General features: G+C 59.0%; 28 protein-coding genes. 9 read left to right on the plus strand and 19 right to left on the minus strand.

Translation table 11 applies throughout. The features are described 5' to 3' along the window. Window positions 1–20: 20 nt before the first annotated feature. The 9 genes from sucD to sdhC form a co-directional block, all read right to left on the minus strand. Window positions 21–923: a succinate--CoA ligase subunit alpha gene (sucD, locus tag CRO62_RS16650; RefSeq protein ID WP_097100929.1), complete on the minus strand. Its 903-nt coding sequence runs from the start codon at window positions 921–923 to the stop codon at window positions 21–23. Between the two features lie 17 nt (window positions 924–940). Continuing rightward, window positions 941–2,134: an ADP-forming succinate--CoA ligase subunit beta gene (gene sucC, locus CRO62_RS16655; RefSeq protein ID WP_003516725.1), complete on the minus strand. Its 1,194-nt coding sequence runs from the start codon at window positions 2,132–2,134 to the stop codon at window positions 941–943. A gap of 131 nt (window positions 2,135–2,265) precedes the next feature. Then, window positions 2,266–3,228, minus strand: a complete 963-nt coding sequence (gene mdh, locus CRO62_RS16660) for a malate dehydrogenase (protein ID WP_003516723.1) — start codon at window positions 3,226–3,228, stop codon at window positions 2,266–2,268. Between the two features lie 176 nt (window positions 3,229–3,404). Then, the gene (gene zapE, locus CRO62_RS16665) at window positions 3,405–4,568 is read right to left on the minus strand and encodes a cell division protein ZapE (protein ID WP_097100930.1); all 1,164 of its coding nucleotides are present in this window, start codon (window positions 4,566–4,568) and stop codon (window positions 3,405–3,407) included. Between the two features lie 87 nt (window positions 4,569–4,655). Then, complete coding sequence (locus tag CRO62_RS16670; RefSeq protein WP_097100931.1) at window positions 4,656–5,198, minus strand: protease inhibitor Inh/omp19 family protein; 543 nt, start codon at window positions 5,196–5,198, stop codon at window positions 4,656–4,658. A 205-nt stretch (window positions 5,199–5,403) separates the two neighbouring features. After that, a complete protein-coding gene (locus CRO62_RS16675) occupies window positions 5,404–6,183 on the minus strand; it encodes a succinate dehydrogenase iron-sulfur subunit (RefSeq protein WP_003516718.1) in 780 nt (259 codons plus the stop codon). A 15-nt stretch (window positions 6,184–6,198) separates the two neighbouring features. Then, on the minus strand, window positions 6,199–8,040 hold the full coding sequence (sdhA, locus tag CRO62_RS16680; protein WP_097100932.1) for a succinate dehydrogenase flavoprotein subunit: 1,842 nt from the start codon (window positions 8,038–8,040) through the stop codon (window positions 6,199–6,201). A 7-nt stretch (window positions 8,041–8,047) separates the two neighbouring features. Continuing rightward, complete coding sequence (sdhD, locus tag CRO62_RS16685; RefSeq protein WP_003516716.1) at window positions 8,048–8,428, minus strand: succinate dehydrogenase, hydrophobic membrane anchor protein; 381 nt, start codon at window positions 8,426–8,428, stop codon at window positions 8,048–8,050. 14 nt (window positions 8,429–8,442) lie between these two features. After that, entirely contained in the window at window positions 8,443–8,835 is a 393-nt protein-coding gene (gene sdhC, locus CRO62_RS16690) for a succinate dehydrogenase, cytochrome b556 subunit (RefSeq protein ID WP_013636889.1), read from the minus strand. A gap of 306 nt (window positions 8,836–9,141) precedes the next feature. On the opposite strand from sdhC, the gene CRO62_RS16695 reads away from it, so the two are divergent. Further along, the gene (locus CRO62_RS16695; protein WP_097100933.1) at window positions 9,142–9,510 is read left to right on the plus strand and encodes a hypothetical protein; all 369 of its coding nucleotides are present in this window, start codon (window positions 9,142–9,144) and stop codon (window positions 9,508–9,510) included. 5 nt (window positions 9,511–9,515) lie between these two features. On the opposite strand, the gene CRO62_RS16700 is transcribed toward CRO62_RS16695, so the two are convergent. The 5 genes from CRO62_RS16700 to tsaD all read right to left on the minus strand — a co-directional run bounded on the left by CRO62_RS16700 (window position 9,516) and on the right by tsaD (window position 13,078). Further along, a complete protein-coding gene (locus CRO62_RS16700; protein WP_097100934.1) occupies window positions 9,516–10,160 on the minus strand; it encodes a class I SAM-dependent methyltransferase in 645 nt (214 codons plus the stop codon). 7 nt (window positions 10,161–10,167) lie between these two features. Continuing rightward, on the minus strand, window positions 10,168–10,611 hold the full coding sequence (locus tag CRO62_RS16705; RefSeq protein ID WP_003516712.1) for an EVE domain-containing protein: 444 nt from the start codon (window positions 10,609–10,611) through the stop codon (window positions 10,168–10,170). 6 nt (window positions 10,612–10,617) lie between these two features. Continuing rightward, a complete protein-coding gene (locus CRO62_RS16710; RefSeq protein ID WP_097100935.1) occupies window positions 10,618–10,911 on the minus strand; it encodes a YciI-like protein in 294 nt (97 codons plus the stop codon). A gap of 86 nt (window positions 10,912–10,997) precedes the next feature. Beyond that, entirely contained in the window at window positions 10,998–11,981 is a 984-nt protein-coding gene (locus CRO62_RS16715; RefSeq protein ID WP_013636892.1) for an NAD(P)H-dependent glycerol-3-phosphate dehydrogenase, read from the minus strand. Next, entirely contained in the window at window positions 11,981–13,078 is a 1,098-nt protein-coding gene (gene tsaD, locus CRO62_RS16720) for a tRNA (adenosine(37)-N6)-threonylcarbamoyltransferase complex transferase subunit TsaD (RefSeq protein WP_097100936.1), read from the minus strand. Before tsaD ends, CRO62_RS16715 begins: the two co-directional genes overlap by 1 nt. Window positions 13,079–13,151: 73 nt before the next feature. Between tsaD and hemC the strand changes: the two genes are divergently transcribed. The 6 genes from hemC to CRO62_RS16750 all read left to right on the plus strand — a co-directional run bounded on the left by hemC (window position 13,152) and on the right by CRO62_RS16750 (window position 19,173). Beyond that, a complete protein-coding gene (hemC, locus tag CRO62_RS16725) occupies window positions 13,152–14,081 on the plus strand; it encodes a hydroxymethylbilane synthase (protein WP_097100937.1) in 930 nt (309 codons plus the stop codon). A gap of 4 nt (window positions 14,082–14,085) precedes the next feature. Beyond that, window positions 14,086–14,826 carry a uroporphyrinogen-III synthase gene (locus CRO62_RS16730; protein WP_097100938.1) on the plus strand — a complete coding sequence of 247 codons (741 nt, stop codon included), beginning with the start codon at window positions 14,086–14,088 and terminating at the stop codon, window positions 14,824–14,826. A 73-nt stretch (window positions 14,827–14,899) separates the two neighbouring features. After that, on the plus strand, window positions 14,900–16,342 hold the full coding sequence (locus CRO62_RS16735) for a COG4223 family protein (RefSeq protein WP_097100939.1): 1,443 nt from the start codon (window positions 14,900–14,902) through the stop codon (window positions 16,340–16,342). 3 nt (window positions 16,343–16,345) lie between these two features. Next, window positions 16,346–17,953 carry a heme biosynthesis protein HemY gene (locus CRO62_RS16740; protein ID WP_097100940.1) on the plus strand — a complete coding sequence of 536 codons (1,608 nt, stop codon included), beginning with the start codon at window positions 16,346–16,348 and terminating at the stop codon, window positions 17,951–17,953. Window positions 17,954–17,963: 10 nt separating this feature from the next. Next, the gene (locus CRO62_RS16745) at window positions 17,964–18,452 is read left to right on the plus strand and encodes a TerB family tellurite resistance protein (protein ID WP_003516699.1); all 489 of its coding nucleotides are present in this window, start codon (window positions 17,964–17,966) and stop codon (window positions 18,450–18,452) included. After that, window positions 18,442–19,173: a glutamine amidotransferase gene (locus tag CRO62_RS16750; RefSeq protein WP_097100941.1), complete on the plus strand. Its 732-nt coding sequence runs from the start codon at window positions 18,442–18,444 to the stop codon at window positions 19,171–19,173. Before CRO62_RS16745 ends, CRO62_RS16750 begins: the two co-directional genes overlap by 11 nt. Window positions 19,174–19,185: 12 nt before the next feature. Here the strand turns inward: CRO62_RS16750 and CRO62_RS16755 are convergent, their stop codons facing one another. Further along, complete coding sequence (locus tag CRO62_RS16755) at window positions 19,186–20,418, minus strand: MFS transporter (protein ID WP_097100942.1); 1,233 nt, start codon at window positions 20,416–20,418, stop codon at window positions 19,186–19,188. A gap of 137 nt (window positions 20,419–20,555) precedes the next feature. On the opposite strand from CRO62_RS16755, the gene CRO62_RS16760 reads away from it, so the two are divergent. Together CRO62_RS16760 and CRO62_RS16765 are read left to right on the plus strand one after the other, a co-directional pair. Next, complete coding sequence (locus CRO62_RS16760) at window positions 20,556–20,846, plus strand: YggT family protein (RefSeq protein ID WP_003516688.1); 291 nt, start codon at window positions 20,556–20,558, stop codon at window positions 20,844–20,846. Further along, complete coding sequence (locus tag CRO62_RS16765) at window positions 20,843–21,154, plus strand: DUF167 domain-containing protein (RefSeq protein ID WP_097100943.1); 312 nt, start codon at window positions 20,843–20,845, stop codon at window positions 21,152–21,154. Before CRO62_RS16760 ends, CRO62_RS16765 begins: the two co-directional genes overlap by 4 nt. 15 nt (window positions 21,155–21,169) lie before the next feature. Here the strand turns inward: CRO62_RS16765 and ppa are convergent, their stop codons facing one another. From ppa to CRO62_RS16785, 4 genes are all read right to left on the minus strand, one after another. Then, complete coding sequence (gene ppa / locus CRO62_RS16770) at window positions 21,170–21,703, minus strand: inorganic diphosphatase (RefSeq protein WP_003516686.1); 534 nt, start codon at window positions 21,701–21,703, stop codon at window positions 21,170–21,172. A gap of 169 nt (window positions 21,704–21,872) precedes the next feature. Next, window positions 21,873–22,379 carry a GNAT family N-acetyltransferase gene (locus CRO62_RS16775; RefSeq protein ID WP_003516685.1) on the minus strand — a complete coding sequence of 169 codons (507 nt, stop codon included), beginning with the start codon at window positions 22,377–22,379 and terminating at the stop codon, window positions 21,873–21,875. A 216-nt stretch (window positions 22,380–22,595) separates the two neighbouring features. Next, a complete protein-coding gene (gene typA, locus CRO62_RS16780; RefSeq protein WP_097100944.1) occupies window positions 22,596–24,416 on the minus strand; it encodes a translational GTPase TypA in 1,821 nt (606 codons plus the stop codon). 149 nt (window positions 24,417–24,565) lie between these two features. Next, window positions 24,566–26,626 (minus strand): M3 family metallopeptidase, encoded by a 2,061-nt coding sequence (locus CRO62_RS16785; protein WP_097100945.1) that lies wholly within the window; start codon window positions 26,624–26,626, stop codon window positions 24,566–24,568. Window positions 26,627–26,768: the final 142 nt, after the last annotated feature.

The raw sequence follows: 26,768 nt of genomic DNA on the forward strand, positions 1-26,768 counted from the left end.
GTTACCGGTCTCATGTGGTCTCAGCCCTTGAGGACTTCAACCAGCGTCTTGCCGAGGCGCGCCGGGGAAGGCGATACCTTGATGCCTGCAGCTTCCATTGCCGCGATCTTCGATTCCGCATCGCCCTTGCCGCCGGAAACGACAGCGCCGGCGTGGCCCATGGTGCGGCCCTTCGGAGCCGTACGGCCCGCGATAAAGCCAGCCATTGGCTTGCTGCGGCCCTTCTTGGCTTCGTCGATCAGGAACTGTGCCGCATCTTCTTCAGCCGAACCGCCGATTTCGCCGATCATGATGATCGACTGCGTGGCTTCGTCGGCCAGGAACATTTCCAGGACGTCGATGAACTCGGTGCCCTTGACCGGGTCGCCGCCGATGCCGACAGCCGTCGTCTGGCCGAGGCCTTCGTTGGATGTCTGGAATACGGCTTCATAGGTCAGCGTGCCGGAGCGCGAAACGATACCGACCGAACCCTTGCGGAAGATGGAGCCCGGCATGATGCCGATCTTGCATTCCTCAGGCGTCATGATGCCCGGGCAGTTGGGGCCGAGCAGGCGCGAGTTCGAACGGTCGAGGCGAGCCTTGACGCGCACCATGTCCATCACCGGAATACCTTCGGTGATGCAGGTGATGAACGGGATCTCAGCCTCGATGGCTTCGATGATGGCGTCGGCTGCACCTGCCGGCGGAACATAGATCACGGATGCGTCTGCACCGGTCTTTTCCTTGGCTTCGGCAACCGTTGCAAAGATCGGCAGGCTTTCGCCATTGGAACCGGTCCAGGTTTCGCCACCCTTCTTCGGGTGAATACCACCGACCATCTGCGTGCCGTAATAAGCAAGCGCCTGTTCGGTGTGGAAGGTACCGGTCTTGCCGGTCAGACCCTGAACGAGGATCTTGGTGTCTTTATTAACGAGAATAGACATTATTTCCGGTCCCTCAATTAGCCGTTGATCGCCGCGACGATCTTCTTGGCTGCGTCGTCCAGGTCGTCAGCAGCCGTAATCGCAAGGCCCGATTCGTTCAGGAGCTTCTTGCCAAGTTCGACGTTGGTGCCTTCGAGGCGAACAACGAGCGGAACCTGCAAACCGACTTCCTTCACCGCGGCGATAACACCTTCGGCGATGACGTCGCACTTCATGATGCCGCCGAAGATGTTGACGAGGATACCCTCGACCTTCGGGTCGGCAGTGATGATCTTGAAAGCTGCAGCAACCTTCTCCTTGCCGGCGCCGCCGCCGACGTCACAGAAGTTTGCCGGCTCCTTGCCGTAAAGCTTGATGATGTCCATCGTCGCCATGGCGAGACCGGCACCATTGACCATGCAGCCGATGTTACCATCGAGCGCAACGTAAGCGAGGTCCCACTTGGAGGCTTCGATTTCCTTGGCGTCTTCTTCGGTCTCGTCGCGCAGCGCCTTGACGTCGTCATGGCGGAACAGCGCGTTGCCGTCGAAGGACATCTTGGCGTCGAGAACGCGCAGATGACCGTTTTCCATGACGATCAGCGGGTTAACCTCGAGGAGAGCCATGTCCTTCTCGTTGAAGGCCTTGTAGAGGATCGGGAACAGCGCCTTGGCGTCTTCCGCAGCAACACCCTCAAGCTCGAGCGCCTTGGAGATCGCGGCAACGTCGGCGTCGCTCACACCCTTTTCCGGGTCGATGGCGATGGTGTGAATCTTCTCGGGCGTGTCGTGGGCAACAGCTTCGATATCCATGCCGCCTTCGGTGGAAACCACGAAAGCAACGCGACCGACCGAGCGATCGACCAGCAGCGAGCAGTAAAGCTCGCGGGCGATATCCGCACCGTCTTCGATGTAAAGGCGGTTGACCTGCTTGCCGGCATCGCCCGTCTGCGCCGTTACCAGCGTGTTGCCGAGCATATCCTTGGAATGGGAAACGACTTCTTCGATCGTCTTTGCGAGACGAACGCCGCCCTTGGCGTCAGGGCCGAGTTCCTTGAATTTGCCCTTGCCGCGGCCGCCGGCGTGAATCTGGCTCTTGACGACATAGAGCGGGCCGGGAAGCTGCTTTGCGGCGGCTTCGGCTTCTTCGACCTTGAGGATGGCGACGCCTTCAGCGACCGGCGCACCATAGCCCTTCAGAAGAGCCTTGGCCTGATATTCGTGAATATTCATGGAATAATCCCTGTTTGGAGCCGCTTGAAGCGCCCTGCATCCTTATCTGACGCAGGGCGCTTCAAGCTGTTGAATCTACGCATCGTGCCTTGCAAAAATCCAATCCGGTTTTGCGCCGATGCGTCAGGCTATTACTTCAGCGACGGAGCGATGTTGATGCAAGCTTCGCAAAGACCGGCGACAGCGCCGACGGACTTCTGGAAAGCGGCTTCTTCGTCCTTGTTCAGCTCGATCTCGATGATGCGCTCGATACCACCGGCACCGATGATCGTGGGCACGCCGACATACATATCGTCCACGCCGTACTGGCCCGACAGATGGGCAGCGGCGGGCAGAACGCGCTTCTTGTCCTTGAGGTAGGATTCAGCCATTTCGATCGCCGAAGCGGCTGGCGCGTAATAGGCCGAGCCGGTCTTCAGCAGGCCGACGATTTCCGCACCGCCGTCGCGGGTGCGCTGGATGATCTCTTCGAGACGCTCGGCGGTGAGCCAGCCCATCTTGACGAGATCGGTCAGCGGAATTCCGCCAACGGTGGAGTAACGCGCCAAAGGCACCATCGTATCGCCGTGGCCGCCGAGAACGAATGCCGTTACGTCCTGAACCGAAACGTTGAACTCTTCGGCGAGGAACAGGCGGAAGCGAGCGCTGTCGAGAACGCCGGCCATGCCGACGACCTTGTTCTTCGGAAGACCGGAGAACTTCTGAAGCGCCCAGACCATGGCGTCCAGCGGGTTGGTGATGCAGATGACGAAAGCGTTCGGGGCATATTTCTTGATGCCGGCGCCGACCTGTTCCATGACCTTGAGATTGATGCCGAGAAGATCATCGCGGCTCATGCCGGGCTTGCGGGCGACGCCTGCGGTGACGATGCAGACATCAGCACCTTCGATGGCAGCGTAGTCGGACGCGCCAGTGAGCTTGGCATTGAAACCTTCAACCGGGCCGGACTGGGCAATATCCAGACCTTTGCCCTGCGGGATGCCGTCGGCAATATCGAAGAGGACGATATCGCCCAGTTCCTTCAGGCTGGCGAGATGCGCCAGCGTGCCGCCGATCATGCCAGAACCAATAAGTGCAATCTTTTTGCGAGCCATCGAATGCTTCCTCTAGAGCTTCAATTCAATTTCACCACGCCACCGGCAGCCAAATTGTCGCACTTCGATTAGCCCCATTGGCCAAAATTGGCAACAGATTCTTTTGGTGTGAATATTTTCAATCGTTTAGATCATTATTTTCTTACGTAAACGTAAGAGAATGCGTCATGAAAGTGTCAAACTTTCTGCCGTTTTTCATGGTGGAGCACCAGATAATCTGCACTGCGCATCTCAAACAGGCGCGAGGCGGTGCGATCGAACTCGAAACCTTCGGTACCCTTGCGCTTGCCCAGCAGGTCTTCGGGCATTGCCGCAGCGGAGGCGAAGAGGCGGACGCTGTGATCGTACAGCGCGTCTATGAGAATGATAAAACGCTTGGTTTCGTTCCGTTTGTCGGCATTGAGAAACGGGATGTGGTCGATGAAGACTATATCGAAACGATTGGCTATGGCGAGAAAATCAGAAGCGCCGAGCGGCTTTTCGCAAAGGTCGGAGAAGGAAAAGCGGGCCACACGGCCGCTGGCGCGCGGCACCAGAATGGAGCGGCCCTTCATCGGTATTTCCGTCGGTGCGACAAGATGGCCGCCGGTCATGTGCCGCCAGGCCATATCCATCGCCTGATCCGCCGCACCGTCGAGTGGCGTCACATAAACCGGCAGGCTTTCCAGCTTTTCCATGCGGTAATCAGTGGGACTGTCCAGCGTCACCACTTCCACATGCTTCTTCAGCAAATCGACGAAGGGCAGAAACAGGCCGCGATTAAGCCCGTCCTTGTAAAGATTGTCGGGCACAACGTTGGAGGTCGTCACCAATGTGCAGCCATTGGCAAAAAGCTCGCTGAACAGCCGGGCGAGGATCATCGCATCGGCAATATCCGTGACGGTGAACTCATCGAAGCAAAGAAGCTCCGCTTCCGCCAGAAGCTGGGCTGCCACTGGCGGAATGGGATCGGCCTGCTTGGTTTCGCCATTCTTGAGCTTCTGCCGATGCGCGTGCACGCGATTATGGACATCAGCCATGAATTCGTGAAAATGGCAGCGCCGTTTGGAAGAGACAGGCGCCATCTCGTAGAACATGTCCATCAGCATCGTCTTGCCGCGGCCAACGCTGCCATGGACATACAATCCCTTGACGAAGGCGGCCGGGCCAGCCTTACGAGCGAACATCCAGCCGAGTGCGCTTTTTTTCCTGGCGGGTTTGCGCGCTTTCAAATCGGCAAGGATACGGTCGAGATGGGCCGCAACGCCGCGTTGTGCGGCATCCGCCTGCAAGGTGCCAGCTGCCGTCAATGCGTTGAGCTGTTCAACGACACTATGGTTGTAGTCAGGCAATGGCTTCATGGAAAAGCGCCCCGGTCGCGGACGGACGCCCGCGACGAATGGAATGGCTCGGAACAGGCGAGGCGATCCGGATGCACCGGAGATGCTCTATCGGCTGAGGCTCAGCGGCTGGCCGCTATTGGTCGTGCCGTCAAAGCGCGCATCGGCGCTCTTGTAGACGCGGCCGATCGTATCGCCGGAACGGTTCTTGAAGAGGACCATCTTGCCGGACACTTCCCAGGACCCCATCGCCGTGAGTTCGCCGGAGCAGCCACGCGTGCCGCCACGAGAACCGCTGCCGAGATTGGTAAGCGTCAGGAACATGTCGCAATTGGCGCCGCCATTGGAAACGCGCCAGTTGCCAACCATGGATTCCTTGGTGACATCGAGTGCCGTTGTCGGCGGAGCGGCAGACGCCATATCAGTGCCGCCAGGCGTCGCAGAAGCGGGTGCCGACGGGAACTGACCGCCGGAAGCACCACCGGGTGGCGGCAGGGCGCCAGACTGAACGGAGGGAACCGGCTGTGCCTGCAACGGCGGCGTATAACCGGGATTGTTGCTGGTGTTGTTGTTGTAATCGTAGGAGGTACGTTGGCAACCGGCCAGGCTCATTACAACCGCAAGACCCGTCACCACATATCTGAATTGCATATCAAGCTCCCGATTCTCTCGCTTCCGGAAAGACCATGATCAAACAAGAAGGCTGAATTATTACCAAAGCCTTATCTTGCGCAAGCGATGGCTGGGATAATTACCATTTCGGTCGATTTTTACCGAAATTTCCCGCGCCCGGTTGTAAAAAAGGGCCGCAGTCCAAACCGCGGCCCGATAGATTTTCTGTCCAAACGAATCGTCTTCAGACGCGACGCTCGACCATCATCTTCTTGATTTCCGCGATCGCCTTGGCCGGGTTGAGACCCTTCGGGCAAGCCTGCGCGCAATTCATGATGGTGTGGCAGCGATAAAGACGGAACGGATCTTCGAGATCGTCAAGACGTTCGCCGGTTGCTTCGTCGCGGCTGTCGATCAGCCAGCGATAGGCCTGCAGCAGAACGGCGGGGCCGAGATAACGGTCGCCGTTCCACCAGTAGCTGGGACAGGAAGTGGAGCAGCAGGCGCACAGAATGCACTCGTAGAGACCGTCGAGCTTCAGGCGGTCTTCATGGCTCTGCTTCCATTCCTTGGCAGGCGTCGGCGAAACCGTCTTCAGCCACGGCTCGATGGAGCGGTGCTGCGCGTAGAAGTTCGACAGGTCCGGAACGAGGTCCTTCACCACTGGCATATGCGGCAGCGGATAGACCTTCACCGTTCCCTTGATCTCTTCCATGCCCTTGGTGCAGGCGAGCGTGTTGGTGCCGTCGATGTTCATGGCGCAGGAACCGCAGATGCCTTCACGGCAGGAGCGGCGCAGCGTCAGCGTCGGGTCGATATTGTTCTTGATGTACAAAAGCGCATCGAGAACCATCGGCCCGCAATCGTCGATATCGATATAATAGGTATCGATGCGCGGGTTCTGGCCGTCATCCGGGTTCCAGCGATAGATCCGGTATTCGCGAACGTTCTTGGCACCATCCGGCTTCGGCCAGACTTTGCCTTCGCTGATCTGGGAATTCTTGGGGAGAGCGAGTTCAACCATATCCAGTTCCTCAAATCAGTAGACGCGAGCCTTCGGCTCGATCTTTTTCGGATCGATGCCGTCGGCGATCAGGTCGGTGTGAACAGGGCGGTAGTCGAGCTTGACATCACCTTCAGGGCTGACCCAGGCAAGCGTGTGCTTGCGCCAGTTCACGTCGTCGCGACCGCCGAACGGACCATCGACGAAATCCTCGCGGGCATGCGAACCGCGGCTTTCCTTGCGCGCTTCCGCGCCGTAGACCGTGGTGATCGCGTTGGCCATCAGATTGTGCAGCTCGAGCGTTTCCACCAGATCGGAGTTCCAGACCATCGAACGGTCGGTGACCTTGACGTCAGGCAGTTCCTTCCAGATGGCGGAAATGCGCTGGCAACCGCTTTCCAGCGATTCCTGTGTGCGGAATACGGCGGCATCGTCCTGCATGGCGCGCTGCATCTTGTCGCGCAGCACCGCCGTCGGCGTCGAGCCGTTGGCATAACGCAGGCTGTCGAAGCGATCCATGATCTTGTCGCAGGCAACCGTGTCGAGAGCCGGAACCGGCGCATCGCGGTCGATGACCTGGGCTGCACGGATGGCGGCAGCGCGGCCGAAGACCACAAGGTCGATCAGCGAGTTGGAGCCGAGGCGGTTCGCGCCGTGAACGGAGGCGCAACCGGCTTCGCCAACGGCCATCAGGCCGGGAGCGATGCGTTCCGGGTTCTCGGCGTTGGCGTTCAGCACTTCGCCCCAATAGTTGGTCGGAATGCCGCCCATATTGTAGTGAACAGTCGGCAGGACCGGGATCGGCTCGCGCGTCACGTCAACGCCGGCGAAAATCTTGGCACTTTCGGAAATGCCCGGAAGACGCTCGTGCAGGATCGCCGGATCAAGGTGATCGAGATGCAGGAAGATGTGGTCCTTGTTCTTGCCGACGCCACGACCCTCGCGGATTTCCATGGTCATGCAGCGAGACACCACGTCACGCGAAGCAAGGTCCTTCGCCGAAGGAGCATAACGCTCCATGAAGCGCTCGCCTTCGGAGTTGACCAGATAACCGCCCTCGCCGCGCGCGCCTTCGGTGATCAGGCAGCCCGCGCCGTAAATGCCGGTCGGGTGGAACTGAACGAACTCCATATCCTGAAGCGGCAGCCCGGCACGTGCGATCATACCGCCGCCGTCGCCGGTGCAGGTATGGGCAGACGTTGCCGAGAAATAGGCGCGGCCGTAACCACCGGTCGCCAGCACCACCATCTTGGCGGAGAACCGATGGATCGTGCCGTCATCAAGGTTCCACGCAACGACGCCCGTGCAACGGCCATCTGCCGACATGATGAGATCGAGCGCGAAATACTCGATGAAGAATTCCGCATTGTTGCGCAGCGACTGGCCGTAAAGCGTGTGCAGAATGGCGTGGCCGGTACGGTCGGCAGCGGCACAGGTGCGCTGCACCGGCGGGCCTTCGCCGTAATTCTGCATATGGCCGCCAAACGGGCGCTGGTAGATCTTGCCTTCGGCATTGCGCGAGAAGGGCACGCCATAATGCTCCAGCTCATAGACCGCTTTCGGCGCTTCCATGGCGAGATATTGCATCGCGTCGACGTCGCCCAGCCAGTCGGAGCCCTTTACGGTGTCGTAAAGGTGCCACTGCCAACAGTCGGGCGTCATGTTGGTGAGCGAAGCGGCGATGCCGCCCTGCGCCGCGACCGTGTGGGAGCGCGTCGGGAAAACCTTGGTGATGCAGGCCGTGCGGAACCCCTGTTCCGCCATGCCGAGCGTTGCGCGCAGACCCGCGCCGCCGGCACCCACCACGATCACGTCATAGGAGTGATCGACGTAGGTGTAAGCCTTGCCGTTCTGGGAAGGTGAACTGATCGATGCCATGGCCGATTTATCCTGCGAATGCGATTTTCAGAATGGCGAAGATGCAAAGACCGCCAATGAGAACCGCGAAAAACGTATTGAGCATCAGAAGAACGAGCTTCGAGACCTCGCCGTGAACGTAGTCTTCGATGATGACCTGCATGCCGAGCTTCATGTGAATGAGGCCGGAAACCAGCACCAGACCCATGATGACCGCAACGAGCGGGTTGGAAAGCGCCGCCGCAACTTCCGGATAGGGAGCGCCGGCATATTTGATGAGAAAAACCACGAAGAAGATCAGCAAGGGTACGTTGGCGACGGCCGTCAGGCGCTGGCGCCAGAAATGGTCGGTGCCTTCCTTGGCGGAGCCGAGGCCACGAACCTTTCCGAGAGGTGTACGCATATCCATGACAGGCTATCTCCTTAGCGCACGATCAGGGCAATGACCCAGATCAGCGCGGTCAGACAGATCGACGCTACAAAGGTCGCCTTGGCGAGTTTCGTGTTGAAGTTCTTCTCGAAGCCATGGCCGAGATCCCACATGAAGTGGCGAAGGCCGCCCAGCATGTGGTGAACGAGAGCCCAGGTATATCCGATCAGGATAAGCTTGCCGATGATCGTACCCATTGCCCAGCTGACCCAGTCGTAATAGGCAGGGCCGGAAGCAAGTGCGATAAGCCACCAGGCGACAAGAAGCGTTCCGAAATAAAGCGCCGCACCCGTGATGCGGTGCACGATGGATGCGACCATCGTCGGAATCGGCTTGTAAATTTGAAGATGCGGCGACAGAGGCCGGTTATTTGTCACGTTCGCCATCAGAACCTCGCGGCGTTTTCCCGTGCACCCGTCAGATCGGGCGCCCCCAAGCAACAGCACATGACGAAAGAATGTGCATTGCACCAACCGCGACGTTTAATCACATGGAAGCATCACGACAAGCACATTTCATGACCGATTCCAATTTAATCGATTGGTTCACGAATTTTTTTTGGAATTTTTTTGCTCGAAAATAAAAAAACGAGCATTTCCAAGATTTACGCCTTCAAAATATTTACCTTTACGTAATTTCGAAATCATGTAATTTACTATTCGTTAACCGAAAAAATCCGGAGAATGAGGCTCATGTTACAGCGTCGAATCGCAGCTCTGGCGGTGATGACTGCAGGCATCATTTTCACCGCACTGCCTCCTAGCGCGGCAGGTGATTTTTATAGTCGCCACCATTATCAGCATCGTCAGTCGCAGTTGAGCTTCTCCACTAACGGACTGCCCTCCACCCTTTCCGGCGGCACTTATGTGGGTGGAATATCCGCCTTGAGGGTCCGCGGCAACGGGAATTATTTCGCGATCAATGGTGGGCTTTCGCGACAAGGCGCAACCGTCAACATGGGCGCGCAGCTGGCACCGAAGGCGAAAATCATCAACGTCCGCGCCGAAACGACAGGCGACGCCTGCGATTACCAGCACGGCGTCTGCATCATCAGGCCCTGATATAATCAGACAAAACGCCAGACGGTGGTCTTTTTGACTTCACTGTCTTCCAGAGCCCGCGTCACCGGCACCTGATAGGTTGCCTCGGCGTAAAGGCGCTGTTTGGCCAGATAGGCCCGCCCCGGATCGCCGACGAGCACGGTCACGCCTCTATCCGCCAGTTCCAGAAACCAAGGCACGAGGAGATCGGCAAAGGCGCGATCATAAAACACGTCGCCCGCCAGCAGAACATCCGCCTCAACCGGCGTCCCAACCAGATTGCGGCCGGTAAAATCGATGGCCACACCATTGAGAGCCGCATTCAGCCGAATGGCCGTTTCCGTCCAGGGATCGATATCGGCGGCTAAAACAGCCGCGGCGCCCGCCTTTACGGCGGCAATGGCGACCAGTCCGGAACCGCTGGCGAAATCCAGCACACGCTTGCCGGAGACACTTTCAGGATGATCGAGAATGTAGCGGGCGAGCCCCTGTCCGCCAGCCCAGGCGAATGCCCAGAATGGCGGCGGCAGGCCGATCTCTTCCAGCTCCTCCTCCGTCTTCAGCCACAGCTCATGGGCTTCGGTCGCAAGATGAAGGCGCAATTCCGGCACATGTGGTGGATGCATGATGCCGGTATTGTCGAGAATGAAGCGTTCGGGATCGGTCCTCACCGAAAGCTCAGTCCGGAGATTTCGGTGGATTGGAAAGGCCACCCATGCGGCAGACTTCGAGATATTCCTCTTCCGTCACCGGCTGCACCGAAAGCCGCATGGAGGTGACCAGCGACATCTTTTCGAGTTTCGGATTGGCCTTCACATCCTTCAGCGAAACCGGTTTCGGCATGTCGCAAACGGCGCGGATATCCACGCAATCCCACTTCAGATCGCCCTCTGCGGTCGAATCCGGGTGCGAAAGGGCGCAGACTTCGACGATGCCGACGACATCAAGCCCTTCATTCGAGTGGTAGAAAAAACCCTTGTCGCCGATTTTCATGGCGCGCATGTTGTTGCGGGCCTGATAATTGCGCACGCCGGTCCATTCTTCGCCGGCCTCGCCCTTGGCCTTCTGCATTTCCCAGGACCATTTGAACGGCTCAGACTTGTAAAGCCAGTAATTCGCCATGGCCGGTCACGCCCCCGGATTGTTGAAGACCCAGTTATAGGGCTTCACATCCACGCTTTCGAACAGGCCGGCCTTTGCATAGGGATCGGCATCGGCAAGGGCCCTAGCCGCATCGATATCGGCAGCTTCCACGATGACAAGGCTGCCATTCGGCTTACCTTCGGCATCCAGAAACGGTCCGGCAATCTTCAGCGTGCCTTCGGCGTTCAACTTGTTCAGGTGCTCCAGATGAGCCGGGCGCGTGTCCATGCGCACGTTCAGATGGCCGGGCTTGTCCTTGCAGATAAAGGCAAACAGCATTTTCGTCTCCTCGCTGGCGCATGTCTCCCAAAAGTGTAAGCGGTTTTGGGACCAGGACATGCGTAAAAACTATTCGAAGGCCACACTCATTCAGTGGTGATGGGCCGTGTCATCAATTGTTGCATGGCGCTCGCCACGTCCAGATTGCCGTCGATGATGGCCGCAACCGCCTCGGTCACCGGCATGTCGACAGCGTGATGTTCGCCGAGACGGGCGGCAACGGCTGCCGCGAAGGCGCCCTCCACCAGCCCGCCGGACATGTCCTTGCCCTCGCCCCGGCCAAGCGCGATGCCGAAACGCAGGTTTCGCGACTGGTGGCTTGTGGCGGTCAGCACCAGATCGCCAAGGCCGGAAAGACCGCGCACCGTATCGGCCTTGCCGCCCATGGCGACGACCAGACGCGACATCTCGGCAAGCCCCCGCGAAATCAACGCCGCCCGTGCGGAATCGCCGAGGCCCGCACCTTCAACGATGCCGGCGGCAATGGCGAGCACATTCTTCAGCGCGCCACCAAGCTGCACGCCCGTGCGGTCGGTCGAGGCATAAAGCCTGAAGGTTCTGCCGGAAATAGTGGTCGCCAGCCGCTCGGCGATGACAGCGTCTTCCGCCGCTATCGCCATCGCCGTCGGCAGTCCGCGCGCGATATCGGCCGCAAAACCCGGACCGGAGAGAACGGCGATTGGATGATGCGGCAGTTCCGCTTCCAGAAGTTCCGTCAGCAGCCGACCGGACACCCGGTCGATGCCCTTGGCGCAGGTAACGATGATACAATCATTAGCCAGATAAGGACCGTAATGGCGCGCCGCATCGGCATGGGCCTGAGAGGGCATGGCAAACAACACGATGCCTGCATCGGCCAGCACATCCGGCTCAACGGAAAATTCCAGCGCATCCGGCAGGTCGACACCCGGCAGGACAGCCTCGTGAATACGATCAGCCCTAAGATCGGCCATCAGTGACGCATCACGGCCGAGCAGGGTCACGTCATGCCGGTTCTCCAGCGCGATGACGACGGCGAGCGCGGTTCCGAAGGCGCCAGCGCCGATGACGACGATTTTCTCCCGCTGCATCAGGCCTTGGCTCCCCTTTTGCCGAAACCGATCAATGTCTCCGCGCTGCCATCAAGCGGCCAGCGCGAGCGCGGCGCGATCTCCAGCGCATCGGGTTCCCGGCCGCATGCCATACGCTCCAGCCCGGCCCAGGCAATCATCGCGGCATTGTCGGTGCAGAGCCGGTGCGGCGGTGCGACAAAGCGGAACCCGTGGGCATCACAAAGCGCCTGGAGGGTCTGGCGGATTTCCGTATTGGCGGCAACGCCGCCGGCCACGACCAAAGCGGGCTCCGTCTCGAGATGCGGAAACTCTTCCTTAAAGCGGGCAAGGCCACGGCCGATACGGTCCTTGAGCGTGCGTGACACCGCCTTCTGGAAGGAGGCGCAGATATCGGCAATATCCTGATCCGAAAGCGGAGCGATCGCGGTTGCCGCCTGCCGCACCGCCGTCTTCAGACCGGAGAAGGAAAAATCGAGTCTCGTCTCGCCGACCATCGGGCGCGGCAGTGCAAAACGGTCAGGGTTGCCTTTCGCTGCTGCCTTTTCAACCGCAGGCCCGCCGGGATAGGGCAATCCCAGAAGCTTCGCAGTCTTGTCGAAGGCTTCCCCAAGCGCGTCATCAATGGTGGTGCCCCAGCGCTCGTATTCACCCACACCGCGAACCAGCACGAGCTGGGTGTGGCCGCCGGAGACCAGCAGCATCAGATAGGGGAAGGAAAGACCGTCGGTCAGACGCGCCGTCAGCGCATGGCCTTCGAGATGGTTGATGGCGTAAAGCGGCTTGCCTGCAGCCATCGCAATCGCCTTGCCGGTCATCAGGCCCACCAACAGGCCACCAATGAGACCGGGACCGGATGTGGCCGCGATGGCATCGACATCAGCAAGGGTGACACCCGCCTGTTCCAGTGCTTCTTCCACCAGTGTGTCCAGCGCCTCGACATGGGCGCGGGCAGCAATTTCGGGCACGACGCCGCCATAGGCGCTGTGTTCCTCAAGCTGCGACAAAACGACGTCGGACACGATCTCGCCACGTCCGTCCGCATGCCGAACTACAATGGATGCAGCGGTTTCGTCACAGCTTGTCTCTATGCCGAGGATACGAAGAAAGGGGGTCATCAATTCTGTTCGTTCATTGCGATCATGCGCTGAGTTGGTCTAAGACAACTCCGGTAACAATGGATAGACGCGGATGCAAACAAAACCTTTCCGAATCGGCACGCGCGGCAGCCCTCTGGCGCTCGCACAGGCTTACGAGACCCGTAACCGGCTGATGTCGGCACACGGTCTGCCGGAAGATATGTTCGAAATCGTCGTGCTTTCCACCAAGGGTGACCGGATAACCGACCGCGCTTTGTCGGAGATCGGCGGCAAGGGCCTGTTCACGGAAGAACTGGAGAGCCAGCTTCTTTCCGGCGAGCTCGATATTGCCGTGCATTCCTCCAAGGACATGCCGACCGTTTTACCGAAGGGCCTTTATCTTTCCGCTTTCCTGCCGCGCGAGGATATGCGCGACGCCTTCATTGGCCGCACCGCACCGAGGCTTCTGGAACTACCGCAGGGCGCCGTTGTCGGCTCCGCATCCTTGCGCCGCCAAGCGCTGATCCGCCGCCTGCGTCCGGACCTGAGCGTCATCATCTTTCGCGGCCAGGTCGAAACCCGCCTGCGCAAACTGGAAGAAGGCCAGGCGGATGCCACGCTTCTCGCCTTTGCCGGCCTGAAACGGCTGGGCATGGAGAACGTCCCGACGGACATTCTCGACCCGAAGGATTTTCCGCCAGCCCCCGCGCAGGGCGCGATCTGCGTCGAGAGTCGTATTGGCGACACACGCATGGACGAGTTGCTCTCACCTATCAACGACATACCCACCTACGATGCCGTTACCTGCGAGCGCGCCTTTTTGGCCGCCCTCGATGGTTCCTGTCGCACCCCGATTGCAGGCTTTGCTACTTGCCACGGTGAGGAACTTCATTTCTCCGGCCTGATCCTCACGCCGGACGGACAGACGAGCCACAGCGTCGAGATTTCCGGTGCTCGCAAGGATGCCGAGGACTTGGGTCGCAAGGCCGGTGAAGACGTGCGCGCCAGGGCAGGCAGCAACTTCTTCGACGGCTGGAGCTGAGCCGATGCGGATCGTCGTCACCCGGCCGCTTCGTTCGGGCGAAAAGACGGCCGCAAAGCTTGAAGCCCTCGGTCACGAGCCGGTGCTTCTTCCGCTGTTTCATCCCGTCCACCACGGCGAGCGCGCCATATCAGCGCTATCGGAGCCGCTCTCGGCCATCGCCGTGACCAGCGCCGAGGCCTTGCGGGCGCTTAGAGATTTCCGCCACCGACTTGCGCCCCATCTTTCGAAACCGCTTTTCGCCGTCGGCGAGGCGACGGCGGAAGCGGCGAGGGAAATCGGCTTCCAAAACATCCTCACCGGATCTGGCGATGCGGTGGCTCTCGCCGGGCTTGTCGCGGAGCATCGCCCCCTAATGGAGGGCACAGATCCATTGCTCTATCTTGCCGGCACGCCGCGAGGCGCCGTGTTCGAGGACGGCATTGCCGCTGCGGGAATTTCCTTTCGGACCGTCGATTGTTACGAAATGCAGCCGTCAGATCTTTCAGACGATATGCTCGAAACAGCACTTCTGAAGACCCCCGCCGATGTGGTGCTGCTCTATTCGTCGGAAGCCGCGCGGGCCTTTTTCCGCCACGCATCGTCGGAAAAATATGTGGCGGCGCTGACCACCACACAATTCGTCTGCATCAGCCGCAATGTGCTTTCACTGGTTCCGGAAATCTTCCGCGCGAACGCCGCAGCCGCCGAAGGGGCAAACGAGGCAGCCATGTTTGAACTTCTCCAGCGAAAGTCTGGAACCTAATTCAGGCTCGCCTCTTTCCTTTGCCGCCGTCACTGACTAGGTTTAGACTATTGCAGGCAGAAATGAGGTTGTCATGGTATCGGGAAAGCCGCCACGCCACTCCAAGTCCAACGCCGAACCGGTCACCATCGACCTGGACGCAAAAGACGTGAAAGCAATTTCCGCCGACGTGGATGCTGCGAAGACTGATGACAAGACCGGCGAGACGACACCGGCAGCAGCTCAGCCAAACGTTCCTCACAAGCCAGAAGCGGCCGAAACGTCCAGCCCGGCTCCCGTCTGGGAACAGACGCATAAAACACCCATGGAGCCTGCACCGAACGTTCACAAGGCGGAACCGGCAACCGGCAAGCCCCAGGTGGAAAAACCTGCCGACAAACAGCCCGAGACAGCTTCGCCAAAAACCGAAGCGAAACCGGTGATCAGCGCGACTGACGCAAGCGCCGCATCCGCTTCCTCGGCGGGCGCAAAGCCTGCGACTTTTGCTTCCACATCCTCGTCCGCCGCATCCGGAAGCGCGACTACTGGTGCAAAGCCATCGACAGGCGCGTCATCATCCGGACCGGCCAAGTCATCCACGCCACAGCAACCCGAGCGCAAACAGGCGGCAACGTCCGGTGCGATCGCGGCGGGTATCGTGGGTGGCCTCGTGGCGCTCGCCGCTGCCGGCAGCATGCAATATGCCGGCATTCTGCCCTCGTTTAGTGTGAGCAAGATCGGAAGCGATGAGATTGCCGCATTGAGAATCGAGCTAGGGAGCCTGCGTCAGCAGCTCGCCAATGTTCCCGCGGCAGGAGGGGATACCTCGGCGCTGGAACAGCGCATCGCCGCTCTTGAGGGCGCAAAGGGCGAAGCCCCGCAGGTGGACGCACTTTCGGAAAAAATAACCGCGCTGGAATCCGCGCTCACGTCAGAGCGATCCGCGCAGGCCTCAGCAACGGCGGAGCTGACACGCCGCCTGACTGACGCCGAAACCAAGATCAATGAACCGCGCGACGATATCGAAGTCGCCCGCGCCATTGCGTCGGCCGCACTGAAAGCCGCGATCGATCGCGGTGGGCCGTTCCTCACCGAACTCGACACATTGTCTAAGGTAATCCCTGACGATCCGGCAATCGCATCATTGCAGTCCTTTGCCGCAACCGGCGTGCCGTCGCGCTCGGAGCTGATGCAGAAATTCCCCGACGTCGCCAATGCGATGCTCTCGGCGATCAATCGGCCCGACCCCAATCAGGGCATTATGGAACGTCTCACGGAAAGCGCCTTGTCGCTGGTGAAGGTCCGCCCCGTCGGAAACATCGAAGGCGAGACCCCCGACGCCATGATCGCGCGCATGGAAAACAAGTTGCGCAACGGAGACCTGCAGGGTGCGGCACTTGAATGGAATGGGCTTCCCGAGGCCGCCAAGACAGCATCCGCCGACTATAAAAAATCTCTGGATGCGCGCATCGAGGTCGAAAACCTGGTGGGAGGCACGTTAAACCGCGCCATCACCAGCACCGGCAAGCAGGGGTAAGGCATGACCAGAATTCTGACTTTCGTCCTCATCGTTCTGGCGCTCGGTTTCGGTTTCTCCTGGCTGGCGGATAGGCCCGGTGTCCTCTCAATCGTCTGGCAGGGCCAGTTGATTGAAATGAGCCTGATGGTCGCCGCCTCCATCGTTGCTGCACTGGTTGCGGCCGTCATGCTGGTCTGGTGGGTCGTCAATGCCATATGGACATCGCCGAACGCGGCACGACGCTATTTTCGCGCCCGCAAGCGTGACCGTGGTTATCAGGCGCTCTCCACCGGCCTCATCGCCGCCGGCGCCGGCAATGCCATTCTGGCCCGCAAGATGACGGCCCGCACGCAGGGGCTTCTCAGTGCTGATCAGGAGCCGCTGATCCACCTGCTCGATGCGCAGGCCGACCTCATCGAAGGCAAATATGACGAGGCGCGGCGCAAATTCGAGGCGATGGCCCGCGATCCTGAAACCCGCGAACTTGGCCTTCGCGGCCTTTACATCGAGGCGCGCCGACAGGGAGCCCATGAAGCAGCCCAGCAATATGCCGAGGACGCAGCCGAAAAAGCCCCTTACCTGCCCTGGGCAGCACAGGCGACGCTGGAAACCCGCTGCCGCAACGGCGAGTGGGATGACGCGATCCGCCTGCTCGACCAGCAAAAAGCAGCAGGCGTCATCCAACGCGGCGAGGCTGAGCGGATGAAAGCTGTGCTTCTTACCGCAAAGGCCGGTGAAAAACTGGAGAGCGACCCGGTGGGTGCGCGCGAAGACGCAAAACAAGCCCTCAAGCTTGCAAAAAGCCTTGTGCCCGCAGCATTGATCGCAGCAAAATCCTATCTGCGCGAAGACAATCTGCGCAAGGCCGCAGCGGTTCTGGAACCGGTATGGAAGAACGATCCCCATTCGCAGATCGCAGATCTCTATGTTCGGGCGCGCAGCGGCGATACGGCCATCGATCGCCTTAAACGTGCCGAACGACTTGAGAGCCTGAAACCCAACAACATCGAATCCCTGTTTGCCGTGGCTCAGGCAGCTCTCGACGCCAAGGAATTTGCCAAGGCGAGGACCAAGGCGGAAGCTGCCGCCCGGATCGAGCCGCGTGAAAGCATCTTCCTGCTGATGGCCGACATCGAGGAAGCCGAAACCGGCGATCAGGGACGGGTGCGTTACTGGATGGCGCAGGCGCTGCGCGCACCGCGTGATCCCGTCTGGGTGGCAGATGGTGTCACTTCGGAAAAATGGCTTCCGGTTTCGCCCGTGACAGGCCGTCTCGACGCCTTCGAATGGAAGGCGCCTTTTGGCCAGCTTGAAGGACCTGTCGAAGACCTGACAATCGAAAATGCGATTGCGGCAGCACCGGCAAGGGCCGAACAGGCTCCGACCCCGATCGTTGTTGAAGTGGCACCTCAGCCCATTGTTGTGACAAAACCCGCACCAATCGAGGTCAAGCCGGACGTCTCTGCCCCGAAAGAGAAAAAGCCGGCAACGAATGAAGTACCGGTGGAAGCCAGGCCAGCGGATGCAAGGACGGAACCGGTGCCATTTTTCGGTGGTGCACCGGATGATCCCGGCGTCAAGAAACCCGGCGTGGAAGCCGAACCCAAAACCCGGCTAAAACTCTTCTGACAGGCTATCGATGTTCAACCAGATCCAGTCGTTTATTCAAAACCTCGTTGGCCAGCATGCGGATGAATTCAGCCCCGATGATCTGAGGGTCGCGGTGGCCGCCCTTTGTTTTCAGGTGATGGAAGCGGACGGCACGGTCTCCAAAAGCGAGCGTGATCGCCTTCGTGAGATCCTCCACGACTATTATCATCTCGATGCCGGCAAGCTGGACGCACTTCTTGCCGCCGGCCAGGAGGCCGGCAAGGAAGCCGTCGACTACTACCGTTTCACCACCGATATCCGCCGCCATCTCGATGAAGAGCAGCGCGTGGAGCTTATTGGCATCCTCTGGGATATTGTTTACGCTGACGGCGAACGAAGCGAAATGGAAGACCATGTGATTTGGCGTGTAGCCGATTTGCTCGGTGTTTCCGTGCGCGACAGGGTTCTGCAACGTCAGCAGGCCGCCACCAGGTCCGGACCCGCTGAAGAAAGCGAAAACGAAGACGATGCTGTTTGACCCCTCCAGGCAACAGAGAAAACAACCTTCGCTGCTTGTCGTCCTGCATCAGGAACGTTCCACGCCCGGACGCGTCGGCCAGATGCTGGTGGAAAAAGGCTATCGGCTGGATATAAGGCGCCCCGCGCTTGGAGACGATCTGCCGCAAACGCTGGAGAAACATGCGGGCGCCATCATCTTCGGCGGCCCGATGAGCGCCAACGACCCGCATGACTACATCAAAGCCGAAATTGACTGGCTGAAAGTGCCGCTGAAGGAAAACAAACCCTTTCTCGGCATCTGCCTCGGCGCACAAATGCTATCCAAACATCTGGGTGGTAAAGTGGAGGCCGACCGTGAAGGCAAGGTGGAGATCGGCTGGTATCCGCTTCATGCGACCGAACACGGGCGATTGCTGATGCCGCATTGGCCGAAGATGGTCTATCATTTCCACCGCGAAGGGTTCGATCTGCCGAGAGGAGCGGAGCTTCTGGCATCCGGCGAAACCTATCCCAACCAGGCTTACCGGTACGGAAAAAGCGCCTGGGGCCTGCAATTTCACGCAGAACTGACCCGCGCGATGATGCACAGCTGGGTGGTGCGTGGCGCACAGCGCTTCGGCATGCCCAATGCGCAGGTCGGCAGCCAGCATCTGGAGGGGCGCATGTTGTTCGACACACCGCTCCGGTCCTGGCTTGGCAATTTCCTTGATCTGGTTTTCGAAGGCAAACCGCAGCGCTGAAGCGCGTCAGCGTCAGCGTGGTGCGTCGAGATTATCGATCCTGCGCAGCTTCGAAAAGCCGAGTGCCCAGATGACCGCAACCGCAAGCGTGCCCGCCCCGCCGATGACGACGGCTGGCACGGCCCCGACGACATGGGCCATGGTGCCGGCGCGGAACTCGCCCAGCTCGTTGGACGCCCCGACAAACACCATGTTCACCGCATTCACGCGCCCGCGCACCTCATCCGGCGTCCAGAGCGCAATCAGCGTTTCCCGCACATAGACCGACACCATGTCCGATGCGCCCATGACCACCAATGCGGCAATCGACACCCATGCGGTTTGAGAAAGTCCGAACACCACGGTGGAAATGCCGAAAAACCCGACACCGACAAACATCAGCAGGCCGGCATGGTGGCGGATGGGCCTGAACGCCAGAATGACCGCGACGGTTATGGCGCCGATACCGGGTGCCGCGCGCAGAAGCCCAAGCCCCCAAGGCCCGAGTGTCAGCACTTCCTTGGCGAAAATCGGCATCAGGGCGACAGCACCACCCAGCAGGACAGCAAAAAGATCGAGCGAGATGGCGCCGAGAACGACTTTTTCCTGCGAGATGAATTTGAACCCGGCCAGCATGGTCTCGAGGCTGATCGCTTTTGCCGGACCCCGTTGCTCCGGTTTGCGGATCGTCACCGCCAGCATAGCGGACACGATGAACAGCACGAGCGCCACGCTATAGGCCACGGAAGCGCCGAGACCATAAAGCAGGCCACCGGCGACGGGACCGAGAATGGACGCCATCTGCCATGAAGAGGAGTTCCAGGCGATGGCGTTAGGCAAATCCTCGACAGGCACAAGATTGGGAGCCAGCGATTGCACCGCCGGCCCCATGAAAGCCCGCTCAATGCCGAACACGACGAGAATGGCAAAGACCGGCCAGGGAGAAAAGCTGTGTGCCAGTGTCAGGCCAAGCAGAGCCGCCGCGCAACCAGCCGCGATCAGGAGGCATACGGACATGATGCGCCGGCGATTGTGCCTGTCCGCCACCGTTCCAGTGACAAGGATCAAAAGCAACGATGGCAGAAACTGGAAAAGACCGATCAAGCCGAGATAAAAGGCATTGCCGGTAACCTCATACATCTGCCAGCCCACGGAAACGCTGACGATCTGGATTGCGAAGGCCGAAAAAAACCGGGCGCTGAAAAAACGGCGATAGGAACTATGCCGGAATGCACCGAAGCGGTTTTCGGCAGAAGGCAGTGACATCGGCTGGGTGCTCTCGAGACAATATGAGAAGTCTGCAATAGAGCGATACGACAAGAATCGCCAGCCCTATAGGCGCAACACTTGCCGGTTCACGAGCGAATGTCTAAATGTCTTGCAATCAAGATACGGAGATATTGATGCTTGCCCTGTTTCAGACCATCGATCTGGCTTTGAACCTCTATACGTGGGTGCTGATCGCCAGCGCCATTTTTTCCTGGCTTTACGCCTTCAACGTCATCAACTCCCGCAACCAGTTCGTGAACGCCATCGGCAGCTTTCTGGTCAACGTCACCGAGCCGGTTCTGCGCCCAATCCGTAGCATTCTGCCCAATCTCGGCGGCATCGATATTTCGCCGATCATCCTGCTGCTGATCATCTTCTTCATCCGCTCCTTCATGTGGAATACGCTCTATCCCATGGTCGCTTGAGCGACCTCTGGCAAAAACACGGCGATCACATACGCCTGTCCGTTCGCCTCACCCCGAACGGGGGACGCAATGCCATTGACGGCGTGGAGCAGGATGCTGACGGAAATGCCCATCTGAAGGTCCGCGTCAGCGCAGTGCCCGAAGGCGGCAAGGCGAACAAGGCCCTGGTTATTTTGCTGGCGAAAAAATTCGGCCTGCCCAAATCGTCCATCACCTTCATTTCAGGTGAAACAGCGCGTAAAAAAATCCTCCGGATCGATACCGACCCGGAGGATTTCGAAAAGCTTTTTAGAAAGCTGGACGTCTAAGGCAACGGGCTGAAATCAGCCCTGCGTCTTGTAGCGCTCGATGGCTTCGACGATCAGCTTCTTGGCAACGTCGACATCCTGCCAGCCGCCCATCTTCACCCACTTGCCGGGTTCCAGATCCTTGTAGTGCTCGAAGAAGTGCTCGATCTGCTTCAGCGTGATTTCCGGCAGGTCGGTGTAGTTGTGGACCTTGTCGTAACGGCGCGTCAGCTTCGGAACCGGAACGGCGAGGATCTTCTCGTCCTTGCCGCCGTCGTCTTCCATGATCATGACGCCGATGGGGCGCACATTGATCACGCAGCCGGGAACCAGCGGGCGGGTATTGCAGATAAGAACATCGATCGGGTCGCCATCGTCGGAAAGCGTGTGCGGCACGAAGCCATAGTTACCCGGATAGGTCATAGGCGTGTAGAGGAAGCGATCGACGATCAGCGCACCGGCGTCCTTGTCCATCTCGTACTTGATCGGCTGGCCGCCAACCGGCACCTCGACAATAACATTCACGTCTTCCGGCGGATTCTTGCCAATGGAAATTGCATCGATACGCATTCGCTTCCCTCATTCGACGGGGTTGGATTTGGTTTTCGATACTGGGAAAGTCGCCGTATTGCAACATGGCTTTAGGCGGATAAGGCAGAATGCCGAATTTGAGGGCATCGGGATTGCGAATGGCCGACCGGAAAAAATGAAACCGGCGTGAAATCACCCGGCTGCGTACTTAGTTCCAGACGAAACCGATCTTGCGCAGCGACCTGCCGCCGAAATCTTCCATGCCCTCGGCGATGTCCCGGCCGCCATGCGAACGGAAAAACCGATTGGCGACCTCGCTATCTTCGAGGCACCAGACCACAACACCGTTGCAGCCGAGCGAGGTCAGCAGCCGGCGGGCTTCCGTAAACAGCAGCGAGCCAAGCCCGATGCCCTGATATTCCGGCCGCAGATAAAGCTCGTAGATCTCGCCGTCATGCGGCAGCCCACGCGCACGGCTTAAGCCCAGCGTGGCATATCCGGCAACCACGCCCTTCACTTCCACCACCAGCATGGTTGCGGAACCCCGGGTCGCCTTCTTCCACCAGATTTCGCCGCGGCGCTCCAGCATCTGCGTCAGCGGTCGGTGCGGGATCAGCCCGGCATAGGCCTGTTGCCATGACAGACGGTGCGCTTCGGCTATTGCGCGCGCATCTTGCGGTTCGGCTCGGCGAACATCTATGGATAACGTTTTCATAACGCGATTCTGGCCCCGACCATGAAAACTTGCCAGCCATAAAGGTTAACGACAGCAAGCTTACCCACAGCCTATTCATGTGGACGACCGAGAAAAATTAACGCATCCTTAACCTTTGACACAAGAGTCTTTCGACTCATGCACAAATAAAACATGCGCATAAAAAAACCCGGCTCGCGGCCGGGTTTTTTTTAAATTCCTGACGGGAAGCCGCAATCAAACTGCGAGCTTCGCCTTTTCGAAACGCTTGCGATCGTTGGCGTCGAGGAACATCTTGCGCAGACGGATGGACTTCGGCGTCACTTCCATCAGCTCGTCGTCCTGGATCCAGGAAAGCGCGCGGTCGAGCGTCATGCGGATCGGCGGCGTCAGCTTTACGGCTTCATCCTTGCCGGCGGCGCGGATGTTGGTCAGCTGCTTGCCCTTCAGCACGTTCACTTCGAGATCGTTATCGCGAGAGTGAATGCCGATAATCATGCCGGCATAAACCTTCTCACCCGGCTCGATGATCATCGGGCCACGATCTTCCAGGTTGAACATGGCGTAGGCGACAGCTTCGCCCGAACCGTTCGACAAAAGAACGCCGTTAACGCGACCAGCAATCGCACCCTTGAACGGCTGATAGTCGTGGAACAGACGGTTCATGATCGCCGTGCCGCGCGTGTCGGTCAAAAGTTCCGACTGGTAGCCGATCAGGCCGCGGGTCGGAGCGTAGAACTTCAGACGAACGCGATTACCGCCGGAGGGACGGAGCTCTGCCATTTCAGCCTTGCGCTCGGACATCTTCTGAACGACGACGCCGGAATGCTCTTCATCGACGTCGATCACGACTTCTTCGATCGGCTCCATCATGGCGCCGTTCTCATCCTTGTGCATGACAACGCGCGGACGCGAAACTGCAAGCTCGAAGCCTTCGCGACGCATCGTTTCGATGAGAACTGCCAGCTGCAATTCGCCACGGCCGGAAACGAAGAACGAGTCCTTGCCTTCAGCCTCTTCAATCTTCAGCGCGACGTTGCCTTCGGCTTCCTTGAACAGACGGTCGCGGATGACGCGGCTCGTGACCTTGTCGCCTTCGGTGCCGGCAAGCGGGCTGTCGTTGACGATGAAGGACATGGTAACGGTCGGCGGATCGATCGGCTGTGCGGTCATCGCCTCGGTGACGGAAGGGTCACAGAAGGTATCGGCAACAGTGCCCTTGGAAAGACCAGCGATGGCGACGATGTCACCCGCATGGGCCTCATCAATGGACGTGCGCTCAATGCCGCGGAATGCGAGGATCTTGGAAATACGACCGGTTTCGATCGTCTTGCCGTCCTGGCCAAGGACCTTCACGGCCTGGTTCGGCTTGATCGAACCGGAAGCGATACGGCCGGTGATGATACGGCCGAGGAAGGGGTTGGCTTCGAGGATCGTACCGATCAGACGGAACGGACCTTCTTCAACCGTAGGCTCCGGAACATGTTCGAGAACCAGATCGAGCAACGGTGCAAGACCCTGATCCTTCGGACCCTCGGGGTTGACGTTCATCCAGCCATCACGGCCGGAACCGTAGAGGATCGGGAAGTCGAGCTGCTCGTCGGTAGCATCGAGGTTTGCGAAAAGGTCGAACACTTCGTTGATGACTTCTTCATGGCGGCCATCCGGACGGTCGATCTTGTTGATCGCGACGATCGGGCGAAGACCAACCTTCAGCGCCTTGCTGACGACGAACTTCGTCTGCGGCATCGGGCCTTCGGAACTATCGACCAGAACGATCGCGCCATCCACCATCGACAGGATACGCTCAACTTCGCCGCCGAAATCGGCGTGGCCGGGGGTGTCGACGATGTTGATGCGAACGCCCTTCCACTCCACCGAAGTCGCCTTGGCAAGAATGGTGATGCCGCGTTCCTTTTCGAGATCGTTGCTATCCATCACGCGTTCCGCAACGCGCTGGTTGTCGCGGAACGAGCCGGACTGCTTCAGAAGCTCGTCAACGAGCGTCGTTTTTCCATGGTCAACGTGCGCGATAATCGCGATGTTGCGAATTGCCATTGTTCAAAATCTCTGAGGTTGGGCGCTACCGTCGGGAGATGCGCCAATTTAGTTTGGCGCGCTCATAACCTTTTTTTTGCAAATGCGAAAGGGGGGCATTGTCATATGCCCCCTGCGCTCAGGTTCTAGCTCAAGAATATGACAGTCTTTTATACGAGGCCGCGCTTCAAAAGCATGGCATCGGGACTTGGCATCTTGCCGCGAAAAGCGAGATAGGCCTCCTCCGGATCGATCGAGCCGCCGACTGAATAGATATTCTCTTTCAGCTTGCGCGCCATCTCACCATCGAAGGGGTTGCCGGTTTCCTCGAAGGCAGAAAACGCGTCGGCGTCCAGCACCTCCGACCACATGTAGGAATAATAACCGGCCGAATAACCATCACCGGAAAACACATGCTGGAAGTGTGGCGTCGCATGCCGCATGACGATGGACTTCGGCATGTTCAGGGCGGAAAGCACCTCACCTTGCACGACCATGGGATCGCCGACGCTGTCACGGGTATGGAACGCCATATCGACGATGGCCGAAGAAGTGAATTCGACGGTGCTGAAACCGGCATTGAAGGTCTGTGCTGCCAGAACCTTGTCCAGCAACGCCTTTGGCATCGGTGCCCCGGTTTCATAATGCAGGGCATATTTCTCCAGAATTTCCGGCACGGTCAGCCAATGTTCGTAAAGCTGCGACGGCAACTCGACGAAATCGCGCGACACACCCGTTCCGGAAACGGAAGGATAGGTAACATCAGACAACATGCCGTGCAGGGCGTGGCCGAATTCGTGAAACAGCGTGCGCGCATCATCAAGCGAAAGCAGCGCAGGCTTCCCCTCGGCCGGTTTTGCAAAATTGCAGACATTGTAGATGATCGGTATTTCACCGACAGTACCGTTCTTCAAAGGCAGCTTGTGCTGCGACTGGAACGAACTCATCCACGCGCCGGAACGCTTGGACGGGCGGGCGAAATAATCGCCGAGGAACATGGCCTTCAGGTCGCCCTTGTCATCGCGGATTTCAAAAACCCGCACATCGGGATGATAGGCGGCTACACCCTTGATCTCGACGGCACGAATTGCAAAGAGCCGGTTGGCCACATCGAAACACGCATCGATGATCTTTTCCAATTGCAGATACGGCTTCAATTCAGTCTCGGAGAAGCTGAATTTCTGTGCCCGCAGCTTTTCGGCGTAATGGCGCCAGTCCCAGGGCATCACCTCGTGGTTCTTGCCCTCCGCGGCGATGATGGCGGCAAGTTCAGCCTCCTCCTCACCTGCGCGCAGCACGGCCTTTTCCCAGACCTGGCCCAGAAGACCGTTCACGGCATCCGGCGTTTTTGCCATCGTGTCGTCCAGCTTGTAGGCAGCAAAATTCTTGTAGCCGAGAAGCTGTGCCTTTTCCTCACGCAGTTCCAGCGTACGGCGGACGGTCGCGCGGTTGTCTGTATCGCCACCATTTTCGCCGCGAGCCACCCAGGCCTTGAAGGCCTGCTCGCGCAAGTCGCGGCGTTCCGAGAAGGTCAGGAATGGCTCGATGATGGAGCGGGAAAGGGTAACGGCGAATTTGCCGTCTTCGCCATGGTCGCGCGCGGCACCCGCCATGGCATCACGCAGAAAACCGGGAATGCCGGAAAGCTCGTCATCGGTGGAAAGCAGAAGTTTCCAGCTCTTTTCATCCGCCAGAACATTCTGCCCGAATTTGGCGCCAAGACCGGCAAGCTCTTCATTGATGGCCGCCAGACGCTCCTGACGGTCCTTCTGCAACTTTGCGCCGGAGCGCACGAAACCCTTCCAGTGCCGTTCGAGAACGCGTTTTTCCTCGCCGGTCAGGGAAAGCGCCTCGCGCGTTTCCCATAGCGTGTCGATGCGTTTAAATAGCGCCTCGTTCATGCCGATCTTGGAATAGTGCCGTGACATTTTCGGCGCGATTTCCCGCTCCAGTGCCTGAATGACGCCGTTGGTGTGGGCACCCGCCTTGTTCCAGAACAGCGCCGAAATGCGCGAAAGTTCGTCGCCGGCGATTTCAAGCGCGGTCACGGTGTTTTCGAAGGTCGGTGCCTGCGGATTACCCGCAATCGCATCGATTTCCTGTTCATGGGATAAAAGGGCGGCTTCAAAGGCCGGGGCAAAATCCTCATCCTTGACCGCATCGAATTTCGGCAGACCGTTCTGACCGTTCCAGGTAACGAGTGCGGGATAGGGCGCGGTCGTGGATGGCATTTCATCTTCCTTGTACAATTCCGGTTTACGCCCATATGGGCATGCCTCCACCGCCAATTCAATATGCCGGAATTTGGTGTGGAAGACATGATCGTCAACACCGCCAAGTATTGACTGGCATGGCGATGGCATGTTTTGATTT

This window comes from Rhizobium sp. AN6A, assembly GCF_900215635.1.
GTDB classification, from domain to species: domain Bacteria; phylum Pseudomonadota; class Alphaproteobacteria; order Rhizobiales; family Rhizobiaceae; genus Agrobacterium; species Agrobacterium tumefaciens.

Coding starts and splice junctions, on each gene's coding strand:
- CRO62_RS16760 (WP_003516688.1), top strand. CDS start 20,556: ATGCTTGCCCTGTTTCAGACCATCGATCTGGCTTTGAACCTCTATACG.
- sucC (WP_003516725.1), bottom strand. CDS start 2,134: ATGAATATTCACGAATATCAGGCCAAGGCTCTTCTGAAGGGCTATGGT.
- CRO62_RS16735 (WP_097100939.1), top strand. CDS start 14,900: ATGGTATCGGGAAAGCCGCCACGCCACTCCAAGTCCAACGCCGAACCG.
- sucD (WP_097100929.1), bottom strand. CDS start 923: ATGTCTATTCTCGTTAATAAAGACACCAAGATCCTCGTTCAGGGTCTG.
- CRO62_RS16785 (WP_097100945.1), bottom strand. CDS start 26,626: ATGCCATCCACGACCGCGCCCTATCCCGCACTCGTTACCTGGAACGGT.
- CRO62_RS16740 (WP_097100940.1), top strand. CDS start 16,346: ATGACCAGAATTCTGACTTTCGTCCTCATCGTTCTGGCGCTCGGTTTC.
- CRO62_RS16675 (WP_003516718.1), bottom strand. CDS start 6,183: ATGGTTGAACTCGCTCTCCCCAAGAATTCCCAGATCAGCGAAGGCAAA.
- hemC (WP_097100937.1), top strand. CDS start 13,152: ATGCAAACAAAACCTTTCCGAATCGGCACGCGCGGCAGCCCTCTGGCG.
- sdhA (WP_097100932.1), bottom strand. CDS start 8,040: ATGGCATCGATCAGTTCACCTTCCCAGAACGGCAAGGCTTACACCTAC.
- CRO62_RS16670 (WP_097100931.1), bottom strand. CDS start 5,198: ATGCAATTCAGATATGTGGTGACGGGTCTTGCGGTTGTAATGAGCCTG.
- CRO62_RS16695 (WP_097100933.1), top strand. CDS start 9,142: ATGTTACAGCGTCGAATCGCAGCTCTGGCGGTGATGACTGCAGGCATC.
- CRO62_RS16730 (WP_097100938.1), top strand. CDS start 14,086: ATGCGGATCGTCGTCACCCGGCCGCTTCGTTCGGGCGAAAAGACGGCC.
- typA (WP_097100944.1), bottom strand. CDS start 24,416: ATGGCAATTCGCAACATCGCGATTATCGCGCACGTTGACCATGGAAAA.
- ppa (WP_003516686.1), bottom strand. CDS start 21,703: ATGCGTATCGATGCAATTTCCATTGGCAAGAATCCGCCGGAAGACGTG.
- CRO62_RS16775 (WP_003516685.1), bottom strand. CDS start 22,379: ATGAAAACGTTATCCATAGATGTTCGCCGAGCCGAACCGCAAGATGCG.
- CRO62_RS16745 (WP_003516699.1), top strand. CDS start 17,964: ATGTTCAACCAGATCCAGTCGTTTATTCAAAACCTCGTTGGCCAGCAT.
- CRO62_RS16755 (WP_097100942.1), bottom strand. CDS start 20,418: ATGTCACTGCCTTCTGCCGAAAACCGCTTCGGTGCATTCCGGCATAGT.
- sdhD (WP_003516716.1), bottom strand. CDS start 8,428: ATGGATATGCGTACACCTCTCGGAAAGGTTCGTGGCCTCGGCTCCGCC.
- CRO62_RS16750 (WP_097100941.1), top strand. CDS start 18,442: ATGCTGTTTGACCCCTCCAGGCAACAGAGAAAACAACCTTCGCTGCTT.
- tsaD (WP_097100936.1), bottom strand. CDS start 13,078: ATGACCCCCTTTCTTCGTATCCTCGGCATAGAGACAAGCTGTGACGAA.
- sdhC (WP_013636889.1), bottom strand. CDS start 8,835: ATGGCGAACGTGACAAATAACCGGCCTCTGTCGCCGCATCTTCAAATT.
- CRO62_RS16710 (WP_097100935.1), bottom strand. CDS start 10,911: ATGCTGTTTGCCTTTATCTGCAAGGACAAGCCCGGCCATCTGAACGTG.
- mdh (WP_003516723.1), bottom strand. CDS start 3,228: ATGGCTCGCAAAAAGATTGCACTTATTGGTTCTGGCATGATCGGCGGC.
- CRO62_RS16715 (WP_013636892.1), bottom strand. CDS start 11,981: ATGCAGCGGGAGAAAATCGTCGTCATCGGCGCTGGCGCCTTCGGAACC.
- CRO62_RS16705 (WP_003516712.1), bottom strand. CDS start 10,611: ATGGCGAATTACTGGCTTTACAAGTCTGAGCCGTTCAAATGGTCCTGG.
- zapE (WP_097100930.1), bottom strand. CDS start 4,568: ATGAAGCCATTGCCTGACTACAACCATAGTGTCGTTGAACAGCTCAAC.